This is a genomic window from Halopseudomonas formosensis (genome assembly GCF_900115905.1).
Classification (GTDB): domain Bacteria; phylum Pseudomonadota; class Gammaproteobacteria; order Pseudomonadales; family Pseudomonadaceae; genus Halopseudomonas; species Halopseudomonas formosensis.
Genome location: NZ_FOYD01000008.1, coordinates 68,901 through 90,221, shown reverse-complemented (window position 1 = coordinate 90,221; position 21,321 = coordinate 68,901). Strand labels below are relative to the sequence as shown.

General features: G+C 59.0%; 20 protein-coding genes, 1 other RNA gene, 2 pseudogenes and 1 other annotated feature. Of the genes and pseudogenes, 16 read left to right on the top strand and 7 right to left on the bottom strand.

Annotated features, from left to right (window positions below):
• Positions 1-49 precede the first annotated feature (49 nt).
• The 3 genes from smpB to BM046_RS11780 all read left to right on the top strand — a co-directional run bounded on the left by smpB (position 50) and on the right by BM046_RS11780 (position 2,410).
• Entirely contained in the window at positions 50-532 is a 483-nt protein-coding gene (gene smpB / locus BM046_RS11790; RefSeq protein WP_090539708.1) for an SsrA-binding protein SmpB, read from the top strand.
• Positions 533-611: 79 nt separating this feature from the next.
• Positions 612-967: a transfer-messenger RNA gene (ssrA, locus tag BM046_RS11785) on the top strand.
• 186 nt (positions 968-1,153) lie between these two features.
• Positions 1,154-2,410 (top strand): integrase domain-containing protein, encoded by a 1,257-nt coding sequence (locus tag BM046_RS11780; protein ID WP_090539706.1) that lies wholly within the window; start codon positions 1,154-1,156, stop codon positions 2,408-2,410.
• Between the two features lie 151 nt (positions 2,411-2,561).
• On the opposite strand, the pseudogene BM046_RS11775 reads toward BM046_RS11780, so the two are convergent.
• From BM046_RS11775 to BM046_RS11755, 5 genes and pseudogenes are all read right to left on the bottom strand, one after another.
• Positions 2,562-3,598: pseudogene (locus tag BM046_RS11775) on the bottom strand (IS3 family transposase); the annotation flags it as partial.
• Positions 3,390-3,506, bottom strand: a sequence feature (AL1L pseudoknot). Its footprint overlaps the pseudogene before it by 117 nt.
• Positions 3,599-3,849: 251 nt before the next feature.
• Positions 3,850-4,788: pseudogene (locus tag BM046_RS11770) on the bottom strand (PepSY-associated TM helix domain-containing protein); the annotation flags it as partial.
• Positions 4,789-4,842: 54 nt separating this feature from the next.
• Positions 4,843-5,313 (bottom strand): DUF2271 domain-containing protein, encoded by a 471-nt coding sequence (locus BM046_RS11765; protein WP_074777360.1) that lies wholly within the window; start codon positions 5,311-5,313, stop codon positions 4,843-4,845.
• Positions 5,314-5,327: 14 nt separating this feature from the next.
• Positions 5,328-5,666: a PepSY domain-containing protein gene (locus tag BM046_RS11760; RefSeq protein WP_074777357.1), complete on the bottom strand. Its 339-nt coding sequence runs from the start codon at positions 5,664-5,666 to the stop codon at positions 5,328-5,330.
• Between the two features lie 106 nt (positions 5,667-5,772).
• The gene (locus BM046_RS11755; protein WP_090539702.1) at positions 5,773-7,107 is read right to left on the bottom strand and encodes a ferredoxin reductase family protein; all 1,335 of its coding nucleotides are present in this window, start codon (positions 7,105-7,107) and stop codon (positions 5,773-5,775) included.
• Between the two features lie 220 nt (positions 7,108-7,327).
• On the opposite strand from BM046_RS11755, the gene BM046_RS11750 reads away from it, so the two are divergent.
• The 6 genes from BM046_RS11750 (at position 7,328) to BM046_RS11725 (ending at position 12,958) form a co-directional block, all read left to right on the top strand.
• Complete coding sequence (locus BM046_RS11750; RefSeq protein WP_090539700.1) at positions 7,328-8,002, top strand: response regulator; 675 nt, start codon at positions 7,328-7,330, stop codon at positions 8,000-8,002.
• On the top strand, positions 7,999-9,333 hold the full coding sequence (locus BM046_RS11745; RefSeq protein WP_090539698.1) for a sensor histidine kinase: 1,335 nt from the start codon (positions 7,999-8,001) through the stop codon (positions 9,331-9,333). The genes BM046_RS11750 and BM046_RS11745 overlap by 4 nt, the downstream gene beginning before the upstream one ends.
• A 185-nt stretch (positions 9,334-9,518) precedes the next feature.
• Complete coding sequence (locus BM046_RS11740; RefSeq protein WP_090539696.1) at positions 9,519-10,202, top strand: response regulator transcription factor; 684 nt, start codon at positions 9,519-9,521, stop codon at positions 10,200-10,202.
• Positions 10,192-11,463, top strand: a complete 1,272-nt coding sequence (locus BM046_RS11735; protein ID WP_090539694.1) for a sensor histidine kinase — start codon at positions 10,192-10,194, stop codon at positions 11,461-11,463. Before BM046_RS11740 ends, BM046_RS11735 begins: the two co-directional genes overlap by 11 nt.
• An 82-nt stretch (positions 11,464-11,545) precedes the next feature.
• Complete coding sequence (locus BM046_RS11730) at positions 11,546-12,235, top strand: class I SAM-dependent methyltransferase (protein WP_074777341.1); 690 nt, start codon at positions 11,546-11,548, stop codon at positions 12,233-12,235.
• A gap of 3 nt (positions 12,236-12,238) precedes the next feature.
• Positions 12,239-12,958 carry a lipopolysaccharide kinase InaA family protein gene (locus BM046_RS11725; protein ID WP_074777338.1) on the top strand — a complete coding sequence of 240 codons (720 nt, stop codon included), beginning with the start codon at positions 12,239-12,241 and terminating at the stop codon, positions 12,956-12,958.
• A 22-nt stretch (positions 12,959-12,980) separates the two neighbouring features.
• Here BM046_RS11725 and BM046_RS11720 read toward each other — a convergent pair whose 3' ends face one another.
• Positions 12,981-13,883, bottom strand: coding sequence for a phosphatidylglycerol lysyltransferase domain-containing protein (locus BM046_RS11720; protein WP_328586352.1), 903 nt, complete (start codon positions 13,881-13,883; stop codon positions 12,981-12,983).
• Here BM046_RS11720 and BM046_RS16410 point away from each other — a divergent pair.
• The 7 genes from BM046_RS16410 (at position 13,767) to BM046_RS11680 (ending at position 20,884) form a co-directional block, all read left to right on the top strand.
• A complete protein-coding gene (locus BM046_RS16410; RefSeq protein ID WP_328586351.1) occupies positions 13,767-15,176 on the top strand; it encodes a 3'-5' exonuclease in 1,410 nt (469 codons plus the stop codon). The genes BM046_RS11720 and BM046_RS16410 overlap by 117 nt on opposite strands.
• Positions 15,167-16,378 carry a phospholipase D family protein gene (locus tag BM046_RS11710; protein ID WP_074777332.1) on the top strand — a complete coding sequence of 404 codons (1,212 nt, stop codon included), beginning with the start codon at positions 15,167-15,169 and terminating at the stop codon, positions 16,376-16,378. The genes BM046_RS16410 and BM046_RS11710 overlap by 10 nt, the downstream gene beginning before the upstream one ends.
• Positions 16,379-16,953: 575 nt before the next feature.
• Complete coding sequence (locus BM046_RS11700; protein ID WP_090539692.1) at positions 16,954-17,922, top strand: DUF932 domain-containing protein; 969 nt, start codon at positions 16,954-16,956, stop codon at positions 17,920-17,922.
• 98 nt (positions 17,923-18,020) lie between these two features.
• Entirely contained in the window at positions 18,021-19,028 is a 1,008-nt protein-coding gene (locus tag BM046_RS11695; protein WP_090539690.1) for a YqaJ viral recombinase family nuclease, read from the top strand.
• An 80-nt stretch (positions 19,029-19,108) separates the two neighbouring features.
• Positions 19,109-20,056: a recombination directionality factor gene (locus tag BM046_RS11690; protein WP_235818640.1), complete on the top strand. Its 948-nt coding sequence runs from the start codon at positions 19,109-19,111 to the stop codon at positions 20,054-20,056.
• Positions 20,053-20,526, top strand: coding sequence for a RadC family protein (gene radC / locus BM046_RS11685; RefSeq protein ID WP_090539688.1), 474 nt, complete (start codon positions 20,053-20,055; stop codon positions 20,524-20,526). The genes BM046_RS11690 and radC overlap by 4 nt, the downstream gene beginning before the upstream one ends.
• A gap of 37 nt (positions 20,527-20,563) precedes the next feature.
• Entirely contained in the window at positions 20,564-20,884 is a 321-nt protein-coding gene (locus BM046_RS11680) for a hypothetical protein (RefSeq protein ID WP_090539686.1), read from the top strand.
• 8 nt (positions 20,885-20,892) lie between these two features.
• Here BM046_RS11680 and BM046_RS11675 read toward each other — a convergent pair whose 3' ends face one another.
• Positions 20,893-21,243 (bottom strand): helix-turn-helix domain-containing protein, encoded by a 351-nt coding sequence (locus tag BM046_RS11675; protein ID WP_074777320.1) that lies wholly within the window; start codon positions 21,241-21,243, stop codon positions 20,893-20,895.
• Positions 21,244-21,321: the final 78 nt, after the last annotated feature.

The window sequence follows — 21,321 nt, the reverse complement described above, 5'->3', positions numbered from 1 at the left end:
ACTTCAACGTGATAGCCGAAGAACGCGCCAGTCCCTATAATACCCGCCCATGAGCAAACAAAAGAAATCCCAGCCCAACGGCGGCACCATAGCCCTTAACAAAAGGGCCAAACACGAGTACTTCATCGAACAGCGCTTCGAGGCGGGCATCGCCCTGGCCGGCTGGGAAGTGAAGAGCCTGCGCGCCGGCAAGGCACAGCTGGTGGACAGCTACATCCTGCTCAAGGATGGCGAAGCCTACCTGTTCGGCGCCCACATCACCCCCCTGCAGACCGCCAGCACCCACGTCATTGCCGACCCTACGCGCACCCGCAAGCTGCTGCTGCACGCCAAGGAGCTGGAAAAGATCATCGCCGGGGTCGAGCAGAAGGGCTACAGTTGCGTCCCCCTGGCGCTCTACTGGAAAAAACATCTGGTCAAGTGCGAGATTGCCCTGGTCAAGGGCAAGAAGGACTACGACAAGCGCGCCAGCGAGAAGGACAGGGACTGGGATCGCGAGAAGCAGCGACTGGTACGCGAAGCCAACCGCTGAGCGCCGCCGCTGTACGTCGGGGAACCTTTCCCGTAGAATGGCGTCTGATTCATCGAGTAACACAAGTACCAAGGGTTTTGGGGCCGATCAGGATTCGACGACGGTTACAAAGCTTGAGGGGCATGCCGAGTTGGTAACAGAACTCGTAAATCCACTGTTGCAAACTAATAGTTGCCAACGACGACAACTACGCCCTAGCCGCTTAAGTCGGCTAGCAGCCTCTAGGGGATGCCTGTAAACCCGAAGATCTGGCTGTCATATAGAACAGGATCGCCGCCAAGTTCGCTGTAGACGTAACGGCTAAAACTCATACAGCTCGCTCCTAGCGCCCTGCCACTCGGGCCGCGACGAGTTAACTAAATAGAGATGGCTAAGCATGTAGAACCGATAGTGGCGGACTGGCGGACGGGGGTTCAAATCCCCCCGGCTCCACCAAATACACATCTAAGGGCGTCCACGGACGTCCTTTTTTGTGTCTGAAATCCAGTAAATACGGGGCTTTCAGCTCTACTGGTGTCCGTAGGCGTCCACCTGCAGCCACGCGTTTATGTGCACCACATTGTACACCACGACGAATGATGGTATTCCTTGGTGCACATCAAATGTGCCTGGAGACCCTACATGCCCCCTCGCGTAACCCGACTCACAGAGACAAAGATCAAGCAGGCTATACCCAAAGAGAAGGACTACGCTCTAGGAGATGGTAATGGACTGCAAATGCGTATAAGAATCAATGGCTCCAAGCTCTGGCTTCTTCTCTATACACACCCCATTACAAAGAAGCGCGTCACCATGGGCTTTGGTCCTTACCCCGAGATTTCTCTTGCCCAAGCCAGACGGATGGCGATCGAAGCCCGAGAACTTATCGCTATTGGTAAGGACCCGAAAGAACACCGAGAAGCCGAACGCTATCAGCAGCGCGCAGCAGCTGAACACACCCTCAAAAAAGTAGCTGAAGCTTGGTTTGATCTGAAAAAAGAGAACGTCACCACTGCTTACGCCGAGGATATCTGGCGCTCCCTGACCCTGCATGTATTCCCGGATATTGGCCAGACTCCAATCTCCAAGATCACTGCTCCTAAGGTAATTGACCTGCTACGCCCCCTGGAAACCAAGGGCAGCCTGGAGACGGTCAAGCGCGTATCCCAGCGGCTGAATGAGATCATGACCTATGCAGTCAACTCTGGTTTGATTCATGCCAACCCTCTCAGCGGTATTCGTGCTGTCTTCAAGAAGCCGAAAAAGCAGAATATGGCGAGCTTGCGCCCAGATGAGCTTCCTGAATTGATGGTCGCCTTAGCAAATGCCAGCATCAAGCGAACCACTCGCGCTCTGATCGAATGGCAACTGCACACCATGACTCGACCAGTAGAAGCTGCCACAACACGTTGGTCAGATATTGATCTGGAAAAGAAGATTTGGACCATTCCTGCAGAACGGATGAAAAAACGTCGCCCGCACACCATCCCTTTATCACTACAGGCTCTGGCCATCCTTGAGGCACTCAAGCCATACAGCGGGCACCGCGAATATGTATTCCCCGCCGACCGCAACCCACGCGACCATTGCAACAGCCAAACCGCCAATATGGCCCTGAAACGCATGGGGTTTGGCGGTCGTTTGGTTAGCCACGGAATGCGTTCGTTAGCCAGCACCACCTTAAACGAACAAGGCTTTGACCCTGAGCTGATAGAGGTGGCACTTGCCCACGTCGACAAAGACGAGGTCCGCAGCGCCTACAACCGCGCTGACTACATTGAACGCAGGCGCCCTATGATGGAATGGTGGAGCAGGCATATCCAGCAGGCAGCAACTGGCAGCCTCTCCGTGGCAGCTGTTAGCGAGGCACAAGGCAGAAAGGTGGTTTCGATTAGATAATGACTGGCCGCTCTCGGCCAGAAGCGGCCCGTGGATGCACCTACGATGCTCACGTTCTGACGTTTTTACTGGGATAGGGGGCTTTAGATGTCGCCGCCCTCCATTAAAAATCTGAATCGTACCGGGTTTTATGGAGGCCATTTCGTTTAAGTCAGGCCGCCATGGTCTGACCGGATTGTTGCTGGTAGAAGTTTGCCTCAGCTTCTGCCGGGGGTATATACCCAATCGAGCTCAGCAACCGCTGGTGGTTGTACCAGTGAACCCATTTCAAAGTGGCGATTTCCACGGCTTCGCGACTACGCCAGGACTGCCGATAGATCAGCTCCGCTTTGTATAACCCGTTGATGGTTTCAGCCAAAGCGTTGTCATAGCTATCGCCTTTGCTGCCTACAGAGGGCTCTATGCCGGCCTCAGCGAGACGCTCGGTGTATCGGATGGAGACGTATTGGCTACCCCTGTCGCTATGGTGTATCAGGCCGTCCATGCGGCTCGGCTGTCGAGCGTGCAGCGCTTGCTCCAGGGCATCCAGAACGAAGTCTGTTCGCATGCTGTTGCTCACCCGCCAGCCAACGATACGCCGGGCAAATACATCGACCACGAAGGCGACGTAGAGCCAGCCTTGCCACGTTGAAACATAAGTAAAGTCGGACACCCATAGCTGATTGGGTCGATCCGCATGGAACTGGCGTTGGACCCTATCCAGCGGACAAATCGCGTTCTCATTCGGGATGGTGGTGCGGATCACATGACCGCGACGAACGCCCTGCAGGCCCAGTTGACGCATCAGCCGCTGTACCGTGCAGCGAGCAATATCAATGCCCTCACGCTTGAGTTGCTTCCAGACTTTCACGACGCCATAGCACTGCATATTGTCATCCCAGACGCGTTGGATTTCATCGCTCAACAGCTCGTCCTGCTTGGCACGAGCGCTTCGCAGTTCGGGTTGACGGGCTTTGGCTGCATGCACGTAATAACCGGACGGAGCGATCTGGATTACCCGACAGATCGACTCGACTCCGTAGCGGTCACGGTACTCGTCAACGAAGGCGTTCAGGGTTTGTTGCGGCGGTCGAACTCCGCCTGGGCAAAATACGCACTGGCCAGGCGCAGAATCTCGTTCGCTTTGCGCAGTTCCCGGTTCTCGCGTTCCAGAGCCTTGATGCGTTCTCGTTTCTCGGTCGTCTGGCCGAGGCAGGCGCATCCGCATCGCCGTAGGTGGAGGTCAGCACCAGTATCCGTTCGGCGACCGGATATTCCGGCGCCAGTTGGTTCATCGCAGTGGTGAGGACCTTATGGCCGGCCTGGACCAGGGCGTCATGCAAGGTGGCGGCAAAACCCCAGGTGCTGTTGGACTCGGTGCCAACCAGAATGACGGTATCCGCCACTCCGGCACGGCTGTTGTTGGCGAGCTTCGGCAGCGCCCGGCGTCGGGCCCACCAGATCCAGGCCCCGGTCACTGCCAATACCGGCACAGCCAGTGCCGACAGTCCCAGCAGCAGCCCCAGCCACCAGAGTCCGTCACCGGTGTGCAGTTGATAGATGAACTCATGCAGCCGCCAACGGGTGTCATTGGTCTGATAGGAAAGGAAAGCACCGGTTGAGGGGCTGACCAGGCCTGCGCCGTCACGGCTGCGCAGGTAGAAGCTGTCACTGGAGTCGCCGCGGCGGGGATAGACCAGTTCACGCAGATCATTCAGGTCGGTCGACTGCAGGGCCGCAAGGGACTGGATCGGCTTCGGTATGGCAGCGGCGACCTCTGCGACCAGCGGCGCCTCCGCCTCCCGGGGCTCCGGCAACAAGGCGAAGGTGGTCGCCGAGAGATACACCCCGGTGCTGGCGGACAACATCAGCCCGAGCAAGGCAAAGCGCCCGAACACACCATGCAGGCGCTGGCCGGTCGTGCCACGCACCGGGCCGAGAATCCTGCGCCAGCCGCCCTGTCGCGCAGCCAGCAACCATACGCCGGTCAGGCTCAGCAACAGCATGCCTGCCGCTCCCAGCCCGACCACCACCCGACCCGATGTATCGAACAGTAGCGAGCGGTGCAGTTTTTTCATCCAGCGGGTGAAGGACGGGTTTTCATAGGGTGCCAGGGCCTTCCCGGTCTGCGGATCGATCAGCTCCGCGCCAGCACGCTCAGCATCGGAAAAATAGACGATGACCAAGCCGGACGCCGTGCGCTGGATCTGCTCGGCACCCGGATACTCGACCGCCACCCGCGCGGCCAGGTCCGCTACACTCAGCTGGCCGTCTGCAGGCACGCGCGCCTGCAGACGCTCCTGTATCGGGCTGATGGCAAGAATGGCGCCGGTTACCGCCAGCACGGTAACCAGCAGTGCTGCGATCAGGCCGGTCAATGAGTGGAGCTGGCGTAGCATGATAAGGACTCCTGGCGGTTGCTCCGGACGGGATGGGCTGCTTCACCGCCGGATTCAGAACGTGTAAGTGAACGACTGCACATAGCCCTTGCCGGCAGTGACCTGACCCGCTCCCTCGGTGGTGAGCGGCACCACCACCTCGGAACGGTTCTCCCGCATATCCTCCACGGCGGTATCGATGCGCACCTGTACACCGGAGTCGATCAGCCCATCGGCCAGTTCCAGGGTCACTTCCAGGGTGCGTCCGCTGGTAACGCTGGCACCGGTCATGCCATCGTATTCAGCCGATCGCAGACCACTGCCCCGGGCCCAGTCCCGCAGGTGTTTGTAATACTTGGCTTTCTTTCCGGCGACCCAGAGTGTCTGCTGATACTGCCCCTGGGCATCGGTCAGATAGAGCACCACATAGGCGCCGTCTCCACCGTAATCGCTCAGCGTCGTGCTGAAGGTGACCGGCCGGGCCTGGGCCAGCGTCGGCAGGCCCAGGCTGAGAACGAGAGATAAGGTAATCAGTTTGCGGTTCATGGCCTACCTCCTGCTTACTCAATGGTGGCGGCAGGCGGTACAGAGTCGGCCTGCCGGTCCAGATAATCGGAGGCATCCCCGTCACCATCGAATCTGATCTCCAGTTCGCGGATCTTCAGTGATGCCGGTGCGTACTTGGCCTCAAAGCGGTTTCCATTGCGGTCGGTGCCCTTGACCTCATAGCAGCCGTCATCAACCTTGATCCGCCTCACCTGCCAACCCTTGCTCTCGATCATTTGCTGCAGCGCCTCCCGTGGCTGCCACTCGGCGACCGGCTCGTTGCAGTCGCTGTCGGCCAGGGCGTGACCCGCCAGCAGCAATGATGCCAGGCTGATGGTCAGAACTTTCTTCATGATGGATCTCCTGTCTGGATCTGCTGAACTCTACTGCGTCTTACTGACAGCCAGCTGAATGCAGCTGGCTGATGCCAGCCTGAAACATACCGCCACGCAAGGGCTCTCAACGCATCTGGAAGGCCTCCTGATGAAAGCGCAGCCGCGCTCCCGTGCCCTTCCGCATACCCTCGCGCAACGACCGGGCAAGCCCGACCGGTCCACAGAACCACAGGTCGACACCGCGCCGGGTCAACGAGGCAGGCGCCAGCTGGTCGGCGGTCAGTCTCTCACCCCGGCGGCTGTCGTGAATCCGCAGCCGGATGCTCGGCAGCGTCGCACAGAGTTCACCCAGGCGCGCTGCCAGCGGGTCACTTGCCGCGTCGCGGGTACAATAATGCAGGTCCGCAGCCGGTGCCCGGGCCGGGTCATTCTGGCATTCTTCCAACCAGGCCAGAAACGGTGTCACCCCTACCCCGGCTGCGACCCAGATCTGCCGTGCACCGGGCTTGCTCCGGTTATAGTCGAAACAGCCATAAGGCCCCTCGATCAGCACCGGCTGACCAACATTCAGTCTGCTGGCCAGATCACGGGTATAGTCCCCCAGGGCCTTGATCTGGAAGGTGACACGAGCATCCCCCTGATCTGCGCTGGCAATCGTGAACGGATGGGCACCTTCCAGCCGCTCGAAGCTCACGAGGGCAAACTGGCCCGGGCGATGGCCCTGCCAGTCAGCGTCAAGCTGGCACACGACTTCGGTGATACCCGCCGCGTGGGCCCGAACCGAGACAACACGGCCACGCGTCTTGCGGCAATGCCCGACTCTGCCAACCATGGAGTGTAGACTGGCGAGGCTGCCTGCCAGCAGTAACGGCGCCAGCAGCAGACCGACGGGCTGCGTCCACCACTGCACCGGCAACAGCCAGGCGGCATGGAAGACCAGCAGCAGATAGAGTGCCGGCATGCCACGGTGCAGATAACGCCAGAACTTGTAGGGAAACGCCCGCCAGAGGCTGAGCAGCAGCATGCCGATAGCCAGATAGATACCCCACTCACCGAGGTCTTCGGCTGCATCCCGGATACTGTCCAGCATACCGGATGCATCGGCCCCGGCCAGCCGGGCACCACGCCCGAAGAGATCCTTGATCCAGTCATCTCCCATTTCAACCAGCCAATGCGCCACCCCAAAGGACACAGCGAGGATACCGGCCCACTTGTGCAACTGATAAATACGATCAAGCCCGCCAAGCAGCGGCTCCAGCCAGACCGGGCGAGTGGCCAGCACCATCGTCAGTGACATCAGGGCTATGGACAACACCCCGGTCAGATACAGGCTTTGCTCATACACATCCCATCGTGTGGATAGCCCCAGCCCCAGCTCAACGGGCAGGCTGGCGCCCCAGGAGAAAACCACAGCGGCGATAAAAGCCACCAGTGTGATGCCTGTTGCTTTACTTTTCATTCGGTACCCCCTGTACTGTCAGGCCTTCAGGCTATACCTGCAGACTGACAGCAACCTGAAGATGATTGATGGGCGCAGGCGCGAACTCGGGAGCTCCTCGGGCTACGGACTATGCTGCAGATAACGCGGCATCGACGAGGCACTCAACAGCCACGGCTTTCAGCAGGCCGTCAGGAACAGCCGGTAGACTCCTTTCTGATCACCGAATAAAGGGCAGAGGATGCGAATACTGTTGATTGAAGACACAGCCGGCCTGGGAGAAGCGGTACGCGACCAGATCGCCGGTGATGGCCATGCGGTGGACTGGATACAACGGCTGGCCCAGGCTCAGGCCGCGACCCGGAGCACGAGCTACGACCTCATTCTGCTCGACCTGATGCTGCCCGATGGCCGGGGCCTTGACCTGCTGAAACAGCTGCGCACGGCAGGAAACAACACCCCGGTCATCATTCTCACCGCACGGGACCAGATTTCCGATCGCATAGCGGGCTTGAACGCCGGTGCCGATGACTATCTGGTCAAGCCGTTCGATCTGTCGGAGCTGTCTGCCCGGGTCGCAGCAGTTGCACGCCGGTATCGCGGCAACCCCAATCCGCGGGTGCGGATCGGCTGCCTGGAAGTCGATCTGTCTGCGCATTCGGTTCACTGCAATGGCGAACCGGCCGGTCTGACTGCACGGGAGTGGGCGCTATTCGAGGCCTTCATGCAGAAGCCCGGCATACTGCTGTCCAAGTCCCAGCTCGAAGATCACCTCTATGCATTCGGTGAAGAGATTGAAAGCAATACCATCGAGGTCTACGTCAGCCGGCTGCGCAAGAAACTGGGACGCGATACCATCGAAACCGTGCGTGGCATGGGCTACCGGCTGCAGCCCCCTGACAGCGCCGCGCCATGAGGTCTGAACACAGTCTGCAAAGACGCCTGGGGCTGGGGTTGACCCTCGGCGTGACGCTACTCTGGCTGGTCGCGGTAGCTGTCTCCGGACTGGTGGTTCGATATGAGCTTAACAAAGTCTTTGACAGTGCTCTGGAGGAAACCGCTCAGCGCATCCTGCCCCTGGCGGTGGTCGAGGTCATCAACCGGGACGCTGCAACGACGCCCCAGCGAATTCTCCCGCTGGCAGCCCATGACGAGCACCTGACCTATCTTGTGCAGGATGCCGCTGGTAACACCCTGCTGCACTCCCACAGTGCCGATCGCCAGGTGTTTGGCACCCAGCCTCACACAGGTTTTGTCTCGACCCCGACACACCGGATCTACGGCGCAGCAGCAGTCAGAGAGACGTTCTGGATACAGGTCGCCGAACCTCTGGCCCACCGCCGGAAGGCCGCGCTGGAAGTGATCGGTGCTTTGTTGTGGCCCCTGACCCTGCTGATTCCGCTCAGTCTGGCAGGTACCTGGTGGCTGGTCCGCAACAGCCTGCGCCGCGTACGTGATTACCGCAAGGCCATTACGGCAAAGGGCGCGGGAGACCTGTCTGCAGTTAGAGCGGAACACCTGCCTACGGAAATTGAACCTATTGCCGTCGCCGTGAATCAGTTGCTGGAGCGATTGCGACGGACACTGGAGGCAGAGCAGAGCTTTACTGCCAACAGCGCCCACGAACTGCGTACTCCACTGGCGACAGCCCTGGCACAGGTGCAGCGGCTGGAACAGGAACTGCCGACCGGGCCGCAGCTGGACAAGGCCAGGCAGATTGAGGCCACGTTGCGGAGCTTGTCCCGACTATCGGAAAGCCTGATGCAACTGGCAAAAGCCGAAGGCGGCCGGCTGTTGTCCGACCAGCCGCAGGATCTGGTCCCCGTACTGGTGTTGGTAGTGGACGAGTTACGGCGTAATGCCCGAGTACCCATCCAGCTGGATCTGCCGGAGGGCGGTATACTTTCCTCCACCCTTGACCCGGACGCCTTCGCCATTCTGCTGCGCAACCTGATCGACAACGCGCTGAAACACGGTGCGGCTGAACAACCGGTGAGCGTCCGCCTGGCCCCGGAAGGCATCCTGCGGGTCATCAATGCCGGCCCTGTGGTTCCCACCGAGGCACTGCCCCGACTTCGCAGCCGATTTGTCAGAGCGACCAGCGATGTGCCGGGCTCCGGCCTGGGACTGGCCATCGTCGACCGGATTGCCGCAGGCGCCGGCGCCACACTGCAGATCTGCTCACCGGCAAGCGGCCGGACCGATGGTTTTGAAGTCGTGTTTGATTTTCATAACACTGTCATCTAGCGACTTCAGGCCCGGCCTGTGCGGCGGCTCATGCCGCGCCTGAGCAGGCAGCTGTCCCAGATAATGAAATTGCGCATAATGCAGCGGATGCATCGTATGATTCCTGACAGCTTTGCATCCACTGCCATGAGGCGCCCGCCGCAACGGTGTCGTAAGAACGTCAGACTCAGAGGGAAAGCCAGTCAATGCGTATTCTGGTGATCGAAGATAACCGCGACATACTGGCCAATGTGCTCGACTACCTGCAACTCAGGGGGTTCACTGTCGACTGTGCACAGGATGGATTAAGCGGTTTGCACCTGGCCAGTAGCGGTCACTATGATTTGATAGTGCTGGATATCATGCTGCCGGGCATAAACGGGTATCAGGTGTGCAAGCGTTTGCGTGAGGATGGCCAGAACGAGGTGCCGATTCTGATGCTTACGGCCCGTGATGCACTGGATGACCGGCTGCAGGGTTTGAACGTCGGTGCTGACGACTACCTGATCAAGCCTTTCGCTCTGGCTGAATTAGTGGCGCGTATCGAGGCGATTCTGCGTCGTGCCCGGGGAGCTCGGAAGCGCCAGCTGAAAGTCGCGGACCTGCTATACGATCTGGACACATTGCATGTCACCAGAGCCAATCAACCGCTCAGGTTGAACCCGACAGGATTGAAACTGCTGGCGGTGCTGATGCAGAAAAGTCCCGCCGTCGTGCGCCGCGAGGTATTGGAGGAGGCGCTCTGGGGAGAAGACTGTCCCGACAGCGACAGCTTGCGCAGCCATATTCACCAGCTTCGTCAGGTTATCGACAAGCCCTTTGCTTCAGAGCTGCTGCATACCCAGCACGGAATAGGCTATCGACTGGCGGAGGAGTCCGATGACGTCTAAACATCCTTTTGCACGGCGCATCCTGCTGGCCTTCGTGCTGATGAGCGTTATCGTCAGTGGGGCCTTTTCCATCGGTGTCGTTGCGGTTGTGCATTTTGTCGAGGAACACCTGGTTTCTGATACCTTGCAGCACGAGCTCACTACCGTGCTGCAGGAAGACATCGGCCAGGATCGACCGCCGCGCCTTGATGCCCGCACTCACTTCTTTGCCTCCCGCTTGCCGCAGTACGCCATACCGGCACAATATGCCGATCTGGAGGAAGGTTTTTCCGAGATCGTTGAGGGTGACGAGGCGTTTTACGCCTATGTCCAGAAAGTGAATGGCCAGACCTACATGCTGATCCAGGAACAACACGAGTTCGAGGCTCGCGAACAGGCCTTGTTTGACATCGTGTTGGCAGGGTTTCTGCTGAGTGTGGTGTGCGCCTGGATAATCGGCCTACTCATGGCGGACAAGGTCATGGCACCGCTCAGCCGCCTGGCTCAGCAAGTGCGCCATCGTGATCAGCTGCACCCACTGGCCCCGCCACTTGCACCTGAGTACCCCGATGATGAAGTTGGCAAATTGGCAGCGGCCTTTGACAGTACGCTGGGTCAGGTGCGTCAGTCGCTGGAACGTGAGCGCCTGTTCACCAGCGATGTCAGTCATGAGCTGCGCACCCCGCTGATGATCATAGCCAGCTCCTGCGAACTGCTGGCCGAGGCGGATCTGGGACGACGAGAACGTGCGCAGCTTGAACGTATCGGTCGAGCCAGCGAGGAGATGCGCGTATTGGTGCAAACCTTTCTGCAACTAGCCAGAGACCCATCCAACGAGTCCGCTTCTGTCGCCGGCAGCAGCCTGGCCGCCGTGACCAGCGAACAGGTAGAACGCTGGGCCCCACAGTTCAAAGAGAAGCATCTGGATTTCCAGTATATTCGGGAAGGTGAGGATGACGATCTCTATAATCCCGTCTTTCTCAGCACCGTAGTGGGCAACCTGTTGCGTAACGCATTGCATTACACCGAGCACGGCTTTGTCCGACTGGTCATCGGCGCGCACGGGTTTCGCGTAGAAGACAGCGGCAGCGGTATTCCAATCGAGCAGCAGGAGCAGATTTTTCAGCCCTTTTTTCGTGGTACCCGAGTGCGCGGTGAGGGACTGGGACTGGGGCTTTCGCTGGTAAAACGCATTTGCACCAGGCAGGCCTGGACGATCTCGGTATCGAACCTGCCGGAGGGCGGCACCTGCTTCAAGGTGATGCTGAAACACGCGGTTTGACGATTCTTTCACATCTTTTTGACGGAGCCTTGATGTCAGCTCCTCTAACGTGGCAAGCGTACCTTCATATGGAAGCTTCGCCATGTCTGAACAGCGTCCCATCGAACTCGAGTTCTCCCGCAAATACGATCATGATCACGCCCAGCAGTATCTGCTCAAACACCAGGCTGGCCTGGCCAGACGGCTGTCACACTGGCGCGATACGCAGCTGTCACGCCGCGCACTGAAGCTCGCTGGCGATCCCAGCCTGGTACTCGACATGCCCTGCGGCGCCGGGCGCTTCTGGCCGCTGCTCTGCGAGCAACCCGGTCGGGTGATCCTTGCTGCCGACAACTCCGCCGATATGATCCGCATCGCGCGCGCGGCGCAGCCGGAGGATGTTGTGGCGCGGGTCAGTACCTTTCAGTCTTCGGCTTTTGCGATCGATCTGGGGGTGAACGCAGTGGATTGTATTTTCTGCATCCGCCTGCTGCACCATATCGAATCATCCGAACATCGCCTGGCCATCCTGCGGGAGTTCCATCGGGTCAGCCGCGACAGCGTCATTCTGTCACTGTGGGTGGATGGCAACTACAAGGCCTGGAAACGGCGCCGTCTTGAGCAGAGACGGGCGGCTCGGGGGCGGGCTTCTCAGAACCAGAACCGTTTTGTGGTCGCCAGATCGGTTATCGAAAATGAGTTCCGCCAGGCTGGTTTCCATATTGAAGCCCATCTGGACTTTCTCCCCGGCTACGCCATGTGGCGCACCTATGTGCTGCGCAAGGAGGGCTGAGCTGTGAACGTCCAGCCAAGAACCGAAACGAGACATCTAAGCACAACCGAGTTCGATCACTGGTGGAATCGCTCAGGCCCCTGGGTTGAACCAGCCAATCAGCGCCGTGGCGGAGAAAGCGGTGTACAGCTGCTGAAGTCACGAGACCCGAATTGCCCGCCGCTTTACTGCAAGCGTCAAACCGGCCATATCTACCGTAGCCTGGTGCATCCTTTCGGCCGTCCGACAGTCCTGCGCGAACTGCAGGCCTATCGTGCCTTTGCACGTCTTGGCATCAGGACGCCCAATCTTGTTTATTGCTCTGCACGGCGACACCTCGGGGACTGGCAGGGACTGTTGGTCACGGAAGCACTGGACGGTTTCATCAGCCTGGATCAGTGGTACACGAAACAACACAACCCCGAGCTGGTCACCAATCTACTGCACCAACTGGCAGCCACTCTGGCGCGCCTGCATCTGGCAAGGTGGCAGCATGGTTGCTGTTATGCCAAGCATATCTTCGTCAAGGAGAAAGTCAGCGAAAGCGGCCTGACGGAACTCGAAATCGCCGTGCTTGACCTGGAGAAAAGCCGCCAACGTCTGCGCGCCAGAGATGCCTCTCGCCATGACCTGGGGCAGTTCAGTCGACATCGGGGGAGCATGCCGGAGGCTGACCTCGAGCGCCTGCGCCAGGCTTACCAGCAAGCACTGCAGCGGACGGCGGGCGAAAAGCTCTGTCGCTGAAGGGACATGGCGCAGGACCGCATCAGTGCTTCACCAGGTTCGGCAGGCCGCCGGCGATCAGCGCCGCGGTGTCGGCCAGGGCCAGCAGCGGATCGAGCCCCGCCGGTACGGCGAGGTAGCGGGCTTCCCACTTCGGCTGAAACTGCTCCTTGAAATGGCGCAATCCCTGGAAATTATAGAACTGCTCGCCAGTGCGGAACACCAGCGAGCCAAGCAGCTGAGTCAGTGGCGCACCTCGACGCAGCTGCAAGCCGGCCAACGGTACCATACCTAGACTGAAGCGCGCGTAACCCTGAGCCTGGTAGTGCAGGATCAGGCTCAGAATGAGGAATTCCATGGTGCGTTTCGGCGCCTCGGGATGCGCACGCATCAGATCAAGGCTGGCCAGTTTCAGGCTATGGGTTTCCAGCAGATTGGCGAACGCCACTGCCCGGCCCTGCAGGCGCACCACGGCGATGGGAAAGAAGCGCAGGTAGTTCGGGTCGAACCGGCCTAGGGAAAAACCTTTCTCACGTACTCGCTTGCTCTGGAGCCAGGCATCGGAAACAGGCTGCAGCTCACTCAGCGGCGCCTGGCCAGCGGCGTGGATTTCCAGGCTCAATCCATCACGTTGGCAGCGGTTGAGGATGTAGCGCAGTTCCCGCATAGCCTTGTTCCTGTCGGCAAGGTCGAACGTCGTCAAGTCAATCAGCGCCTCTTCGCCAAGCTTGAGGGCGATCAGGCCGATATCCATGTACAGCGGCAGGTTTTCCCCGGACACCTGATAGAACACCGGACGGGCATGATGCAGATCGCACAGATCGCGGAACTGCCAGATCAGTTCGGCGCGCTGCAGAGGTGGACCTATCGGGTCAAACAGCGCGACCAGACTGCGCCCTCGGCGCGAATACATCAGAAAGGCATTGCCGGAGGGGTGGAAAAGCAGCGCCTTGTCGCCTGTCAGAGCCAGACCACCGTCCGGTTGGTCGGAGCTCCGCAGGATTGCGGCATGCTTCGTTGGCTGGACGAGCTCGCCAGCACAGAAGACGATAACCGGGCCACGTCAGCAGACAACGCCGTCTCGGTTCTCACCTATCACGGTGCCAAGGGCCTGGAGTGGCCAGTCGTCGTACTGACAAGCCTCGATGCGACGGCACGCAGTTCACTTTGGGGCGTTCGCGCCAGGACTGTTGGAAGCTTCGACCCGCAGCAGCCACTTGCCAACCGCTTCGTCCACTGCTGGTTGAAGACTTGGGGCAGACGGTCCAAGCCCCAGGCTGCCCTCAACGCCGAGGCCAGCGTGACTGGTCAATCTATGCAGGACGAAGCCCTGGCGGAAAACAAGCGTCTGCTTTATGTCGGCCTGACCCGCGCACGTGATATGAATATCGCAGTGTCGTTTGTTCGCCTTCGGGGGCCCGGGCGTGCCTGGGTTGGCGAGATTCAAAGCGCAGACGCACTGTTATTCGGCGACTCCGGAGCAGTGGCGCTTACAGGCAATCGGCAGCTCTCCAGACAGACAAGGTCCTGGAGCAAAGACGACTGCGCAGTAGAGCCACCTGCCAAAGCTTCTGAGGACTGCCACTGGTTCACCCCTCGCTCGCGCGCGCAGGCTAAGCCGTTGTGGCATCGACCAAGCTCTGCCTCAGGTGGCATATTCAAGGTTGTCGAGACCGACGCCGTAGGCGTCAGGCTAAGCTTGGCAGGCAAGCCTGACATGACGGCGCTGGGCTCGGCGCTCCATCTGTGCATTGCACGCGCCGCGGTCCTTGGCAGCGTCCCAGCGCCAGACGTAGAACGCATCCTGAAGACCTGGGCGGTAGCTGACTCTATAGACAAGGATGCCGTCTGCGCCCAAGTCGAAGCGTTCCTGGCCTGGATAGCCAAGCGCTGGCCTGGCTGTCCCGTCCACCTCGAGGCGCCCATCGAAGCGAATGGCCCGAACGGCACTCGAATCCGTGGTCGCATCGACCTGCTGGTGGAAGAGCCAAACGGCTGGGTTTTGCTGGACCACAAGTCGAACCCCGGCGGAGCCGCTAGAGATGAGGACTTGGCGGCCAAGCATGGCCCACAGATCGAGTCCTATGGTCATGCGCTGCTCAGCGCGACCGGAAAGCCCATGAGCCAGGGGTGGCTGTACCTGCCGGTGGCTGCGCGAGCAGTTCGCCTGTCCTGCGTGCCCAGCAGCCCGCCAGGCTCAGCCCAACAGAAACACGAGGAGACACAGGAATGGATGTGAAATTCTTATCCGCTTCGCAGACGCAGACAACTCTTATAGCGCTGGTCGAGAGCTGCGAGTCGATGCAATGGGCAGTGGCCTGGGCGACCGAGAATGCGGTCTTCGATGCCGCGATGAAAAACAGCTCGAAGTTCGAGCATTTTGTCGTCGGCACTCACATGTTCCAAACGCAGCCCGAGGTTCTTGATCGGGCTGCAAGTCTAGCGGCAGCAGCCGTCGTTCCCCCCACTGGCGACCTGTTCCACCCGAAGGTCTACTTATTTCGCAACGGGAGACGCATTCGCTGTGTAATCGGCAGTCCAAATCTCACCAAGGCCGCGATGAACCGCAATATCGAGGCAAGTGTTCTGCTGGATGGTTCTTCTGACGATACGGCGCTGGCAGAGCTCAGTCACTTCGTCGCAGACGCGTGGCAAGGAGCGGAAGACATCTCGCACGAGTTTCTCTATCGATACCGCCACCAGTACGCCGCTAAGGCGGCAGCACGAGAAGAGTTGGCCAGGTTCGCTGATGTTCGGCCACCTTCAAAACCGAATAGCAAGCGCGCGCCACATGACATGAGCTGGACGGACTACCTCGTGCAGGTCCGAAGCTCATCACACCCGTCTGCGCACCTGTTCGAGGAACGTTTGGAAGTCTTGAATAAAGCGCGCGCCCTTTTCACGACCGGCATACCCTACGCGAAGTGGGGCTTGGATGACCGCAAGCTGGTCGCCGGCACTCTCGGGCGCAAGAAGTCGCAGCAGCCTGGCGTGGACTACGGGCTTTTCGGGAGCATGGGTGCAAGTGGGACATTTTCGAACCTGATCATCGAATCACCCACTGGCCTCTCTGACGCCCTCGATTTCATCCCTTTGATGGGCGCGGTCACACAGGACGACTACGACCGCTACTGCAAAGCGTTCATAGCAGCCTTCGACCCGAACGGGCGAGTCGGCGGACTGCCGACCGCGACAAGACTCTTGGCGATGAAGAGGGCTGACACGTTCGTCTGCATCGATTCGGCAAATCGCAAGGACTTGTGCGAGAACTTCGGTGTCAGTCCGAGCACAACGAACCTGGAGAACTACTGGCAGCGTATCATCGAACCGATGCACGGCGATGCGTGGTGGAGGCATCCGCAGCCGAGAAATGTGGCTGAGGCCGAAATCTGGCTGGGGCGCGCAGCGCTCCTGGACGCCATCTACTACACGCCCAGCTGAGCTGCTGTTCTTGTCCGGACACAGCTCCTTCCATCTCTGCGGGAGCCACCATTTAAGGGCGGCAGGTTAATCAGGTTCCCGACCAATCCTTAATCAAAAACATTTCAGATCTATATCACCCTCCTGAGCATACCCAGCTAGCCCACCCGGCTGGCCCACTTCTCGAGGAGTACCTATGGATTTGATTTGTCCTCGCTGCAGCTCGCAGCACATCACCCACTGTAACTACGGCCGGCGGGTCGGTGGTGTCGTTGGTACCGTAACCGGCGCTATCAGCGGGGCCGCTACCGCTACGGTGACAGGTGCCGCTTCTGGCGCACGTATCGGCATGACCGCTGGGCTCATCGCCGGCCCCGCCGGAGCCAGCGCCGGCGCAGTGTTAGGTGCTATCAGCGGTGCCCTGGGAGGCTGCGTGCTTGGGCTACGTCTTGGCTCCTTGGTCGATGATCAGTTACTTCATAGCGTCCGCTGCGAAGACTGCCGTTGCCACTTCACCCCCTGCTCTATCTAAGCCCCCTCCGAATTTACCGTCTGCATTTGCAGCCGGAGGTCCTGATACCTTCATGGAGAAACCCATGGCACACGAAATTGAAAACATGGCCTATGTAGGCACTACCCCCTGGCATGGTCTAGGTAATCAATTATCCCCTCACCAGCCGCTGGAGGTCTGGCAGCAGGAAGCTGGAATGAACTGGCATATCGAGCAATCCCCAGTGCGCTTCGTAAGCAATTCAGCATCACATCTGGGCGGCATTCACGCTTTCCCCGAGAAGAAGGTACTGTATCGATCAGACACTAAGGCACCCCTCTCCGTGGTTTCGGAGCGCTATAAAGTAGTTCAGCCCTGGGATGTCCTGGAGTTTTATCGAGATCTGACCGAGTACGCAGGCTTCGAGCTAGAAACAGCCGGTGTGCTCAAAGGTGGTCGCAAGTTCTGGGCTCTGGCCCGTACCGGACAGGCATCGGTACTTAAGGGCAACGACCAAGTCAACGGCTACCTACTGCTGGCTACATCCTGCGATGGCAGTCTGGCTACGGTTGCCACACCAACAACGGTACGTGTGGTTTGCAATAACACCCTCGCCATAGCAGTGAATGGTGCAGCCCAGTCCATTCGTGTCCCCCACAGCACGGAGTTCAACCCGCAGGCAGTGAAACAGCAATTGGGTATCTCCGTGTCTCAGTGGGATGAGTTCATGTACCGAATGAAGACTTTATCCAGTCGCCGGGTAAACACGGGCGAAGCACTGGGCTACTTCCTGCGGGTCATCTGTGATGCCGAGAAAGATGTGGAGGATCGACGTGAGTTGACTCAACACAGGGCCCTGCAGAAGGTACAGGACCTCTATTCCGGCAAAGGACGCGGGTCAACCCTGGAGTCTGCCCAGGACACCGCATGGGGTCTCCTGTGCGCTATTACTGAATACGTGGATCACGAGAAGCGTGCCCGTAGCGTGGATCACCGTCTGGATTCAGCCTGGTTCGGCCAGGGTGCCAATCTCAAGCAGAAAGCACTGGATCACGCGCTTGAACTGGTAGCCTGAGTCCGCTTCCACCTCATCTTTAGAACTAATTTACCATTCGACGACATAAGCCCCGGCCAGCAAGCGCTGACCGGGGCTTTTTTGCGTCTGGAGGTTTTATGAGCACTACCCAATCATTACCACAGCCAACAACCCAAAAGACAAGCCGAGGCCTATTGCGTCTGGTCAACACTAAAAAGCTGAGTCGCGATGAATGGCTGGATGTCCGCAAACGGGGTATCGGCAGTTCTGATTCATCAGCGGCCATTGGTCTCAATCCCTATAAATCTCAGTTGGAGCTTTGGCTGGAGAAAACCAACCGGGATCAGCACCTGGCCAAGCCGAACCCGGATGATGACACCGCTCCCGTGTTCTGGGGCGTGGTGCTGGAGCCGATTGTAGCCTCTCAGTACCAAAGACGCTCCGGCAACAAAGTACGCAAGGTCAACGCTGTGCTTCAGCATCCTGAGCATCCTTGGATGCTCGCCAACATCGACCGGGAGGTAATAGGCAGCCCGGATGTGCAGATACTGGAATGCAAAACCGCTGGCCTCAACGGGGCCAAGCTCTGGCGTGAGGGCGTGCCCAAATACGTTGAGGTGCAGGTAATGCATCAACTGGCGGTGACCGGTAAGCAGGCAGCCGATGTGGCGGTCCTGTTGGGTGGGCAACAGCTAGAGGTGTACCGCATCGAGCGGGATGAGCTGCTGATCAAACACCTGATCGAGCTGGAGCGCCAGTTCTGGCATTACGTTGAGACTGACACGCCTCCACCGGCCGACGGCTCCGATTCAGCTGAGCGGGCTTTGCGCCTGCTGTATCCCCAAGACGATGGCGAGGAGCTGGACTTCACTCAGGATCAGGTACTGAGCGAAGCCTTCTTCAATCTCAAGCAGGTACGTCACACCTTGGCGGAGCTCAATCAGCGCGAGGCTGCGCTCAAGCAAACACTGCAGCAGGCTATAGGCTCAGCCAGCAAGGCCATCTTTGCCGATGGCAGCGTTAGCTGGAAGAAGTCCAGGGATTCCCTGGGCGTCGATACCGCTGCCCTGTTCAATGACCACCCCGAGTTGAAATCCCGTTACCAGGTCGGCAAGCCAGGGAGCCGCCGCTTTCTGGTCAGCTGACCGACCCAAGCATGTTCACAACGCCATAAGCCGACCGCGCCTGCCGTCGGCTTTTTGGTGTGCCTTTAAAGGAGTATTCCATGATCAAAGGTCTGGCCATAACCCCACCTGTTCTGGGGCGTATATCCATCGGCAGGGTCGTCGAAAAGAACGGCAAGCGTCTGCCGGAGAAGGACGACCAGTTCACCATCACCTCTCAGGTACAAACCCGAGACGGCTGGCTACCCCACCCGTTGGATGAGCAGCTACGTAAGGAACAGGGCGGCAAGCTACGCAGCATCCCGGTGCGCCTGCTATTCAACGATCCTGAACTGAACTTCCGCGCTGAATACAGCCTGTTTGATCGTAACAGCGGACGTCCGTTATGCGTCGGCAACGGCGATACGTGCAAGCGCTCAACCGCAGAGGGGATTCAGTCACTGCCTTGCCCCTCACCCGATGGATGCCCCCTGGCTCAGGGAGGCCACTGCAAGCCTTACGGACGGCTGAATGTGGGGCTCAGCGAGGAGGACCCGCTGGGTAGCTTTGTATTCAGAACCACGGGATACAACAGCATCCGCACCCTCACAGCTCGGCTCAGCTACCTGCAGGCACTATCCGGTGACCGGTTGGCGTGTCTGCCACTGGAACTGCGTCTGCGCGGCAAGTCCACCCGCCAGAGCCATGGCACCCCGATCTTCTACGTCGACCTGACGCTACGAGCCGGCATCAGCCTGGAAGAAGCGCTGCAACAAGCGCGGCAACTGGATCAGGCCCGGCGAGAGACGGGGTTTGATCAACAAGCGCTGGATGCGGCAGCGCAGCTGGGTTTAACCAACGGAGCCTTTGAAGACAGTGAAGATGAAGCCCATCAAGTACTGGAGGAGTTTTATCCGGAAAGCAGCAACCGTACCACCCAGTCGAGTCCCACACCCCGTTCACGCCACAACAGCACCCCCACCCTGCACGAGCTAATTCTGGAGCGCAGCCATCACATGCAGCAACAGGACACACCAGCAGCCGAGACGACGCCAGGAACGAGATCATGAGCCAGACCAAATCCTACACCGCTGTCCCTAACCTATCCGAACTGGACGTATTGGAGTGGGCGCAATCCATCCTCGAAGCACGCTTCAAACGCAGTAACTATCTGACCAACCCCTCGATGGTCAGGGGCTACCTTCAAGCCCAGCTGGCAACGGAGGAACGCGAGGTATTCGCGATAATCCTGCTGGATAGCCAGCATGGGGTGCTGGGCTTCGAAAAGCTGTTCTACGGCACCATCGACAGCGCCAGCGTCTATCCCCGGGAGGTGATAAAGACGGTTCTTAAGGCGAACGCCGCTGCGGTGATCATCGCTCACAACCACCCCAGCGGAAACCCCGAGCCCAGCCGGGCTGATATTGCACTGACCACTCGATTGCGTGACGCGCTCAACACCATTGATGTCCGGCTGCTGGATCACCTGGTGGTTGGCGGACTTGAAATAGTGAGCTTTGCAGAGCGGGGGCTGATCTGACCCTCGTTATCTAACCCAGTGAAATGGAGGCAACTCGATGACCAAGAAATGCTCAGCCTGCGAGCAAAACACGTTACTGGACAGCGCTGGAATAGAGAAAAGCGCTATCACCCTGGCAGCATTGGATAGTGCATTACGCAAGTACCACCAGTACATCCTCGGTAAACAGCTCGACGACCAGGTGTGGTCCGGACTGAATACTCTGCTCGATGCGCTACCTGCGGCTCTGACCGGGCTTGAAGCAGGCCAAGCACAGGGGAAGCGGCTGGCAAACAGTATCAACAGAAGCTGGCTGGGTTCTTTTGAGTCGCTTTGCCTGACATGCGGGCTGTTGTTTCTCCCCGACATGGAAGAGTGAAATGGGACTCAGCCATCATTGGCCATACGGGCACCCAGCTGCTGCATGATGTCCATCAGCAGCTGGCGGTCAGACGGCTTCAGCGTGCCCAAAAGCTTGCTCAAATGACGCGCTTGATCATCCACTTTCATACTGCTGACCGTTAGCAGCTCCGCCGTCTCGCAACCAAATATCTCCGCCAGCTCAAACAATCTGACAACCGTAACCGTCGCAACGCCCCGTTCCAGCCGCGATACTGCTTCGTAGCCGACACCCAACTTTTCAGCTACCTGTTCCTGCGTGAGTCCGGCTTTGATGCGGCGTGAGGCAATAGCTTTGCCGATGTGCTCTGCCAGACCCTTGTGATGCTCTTTCGTCATACCCCCTCCAATTCAACCTAGATAGTTGAATACCAACCGGTTGACATGAAGGGCTTAAAAAGGCGTAATTCGACTTAT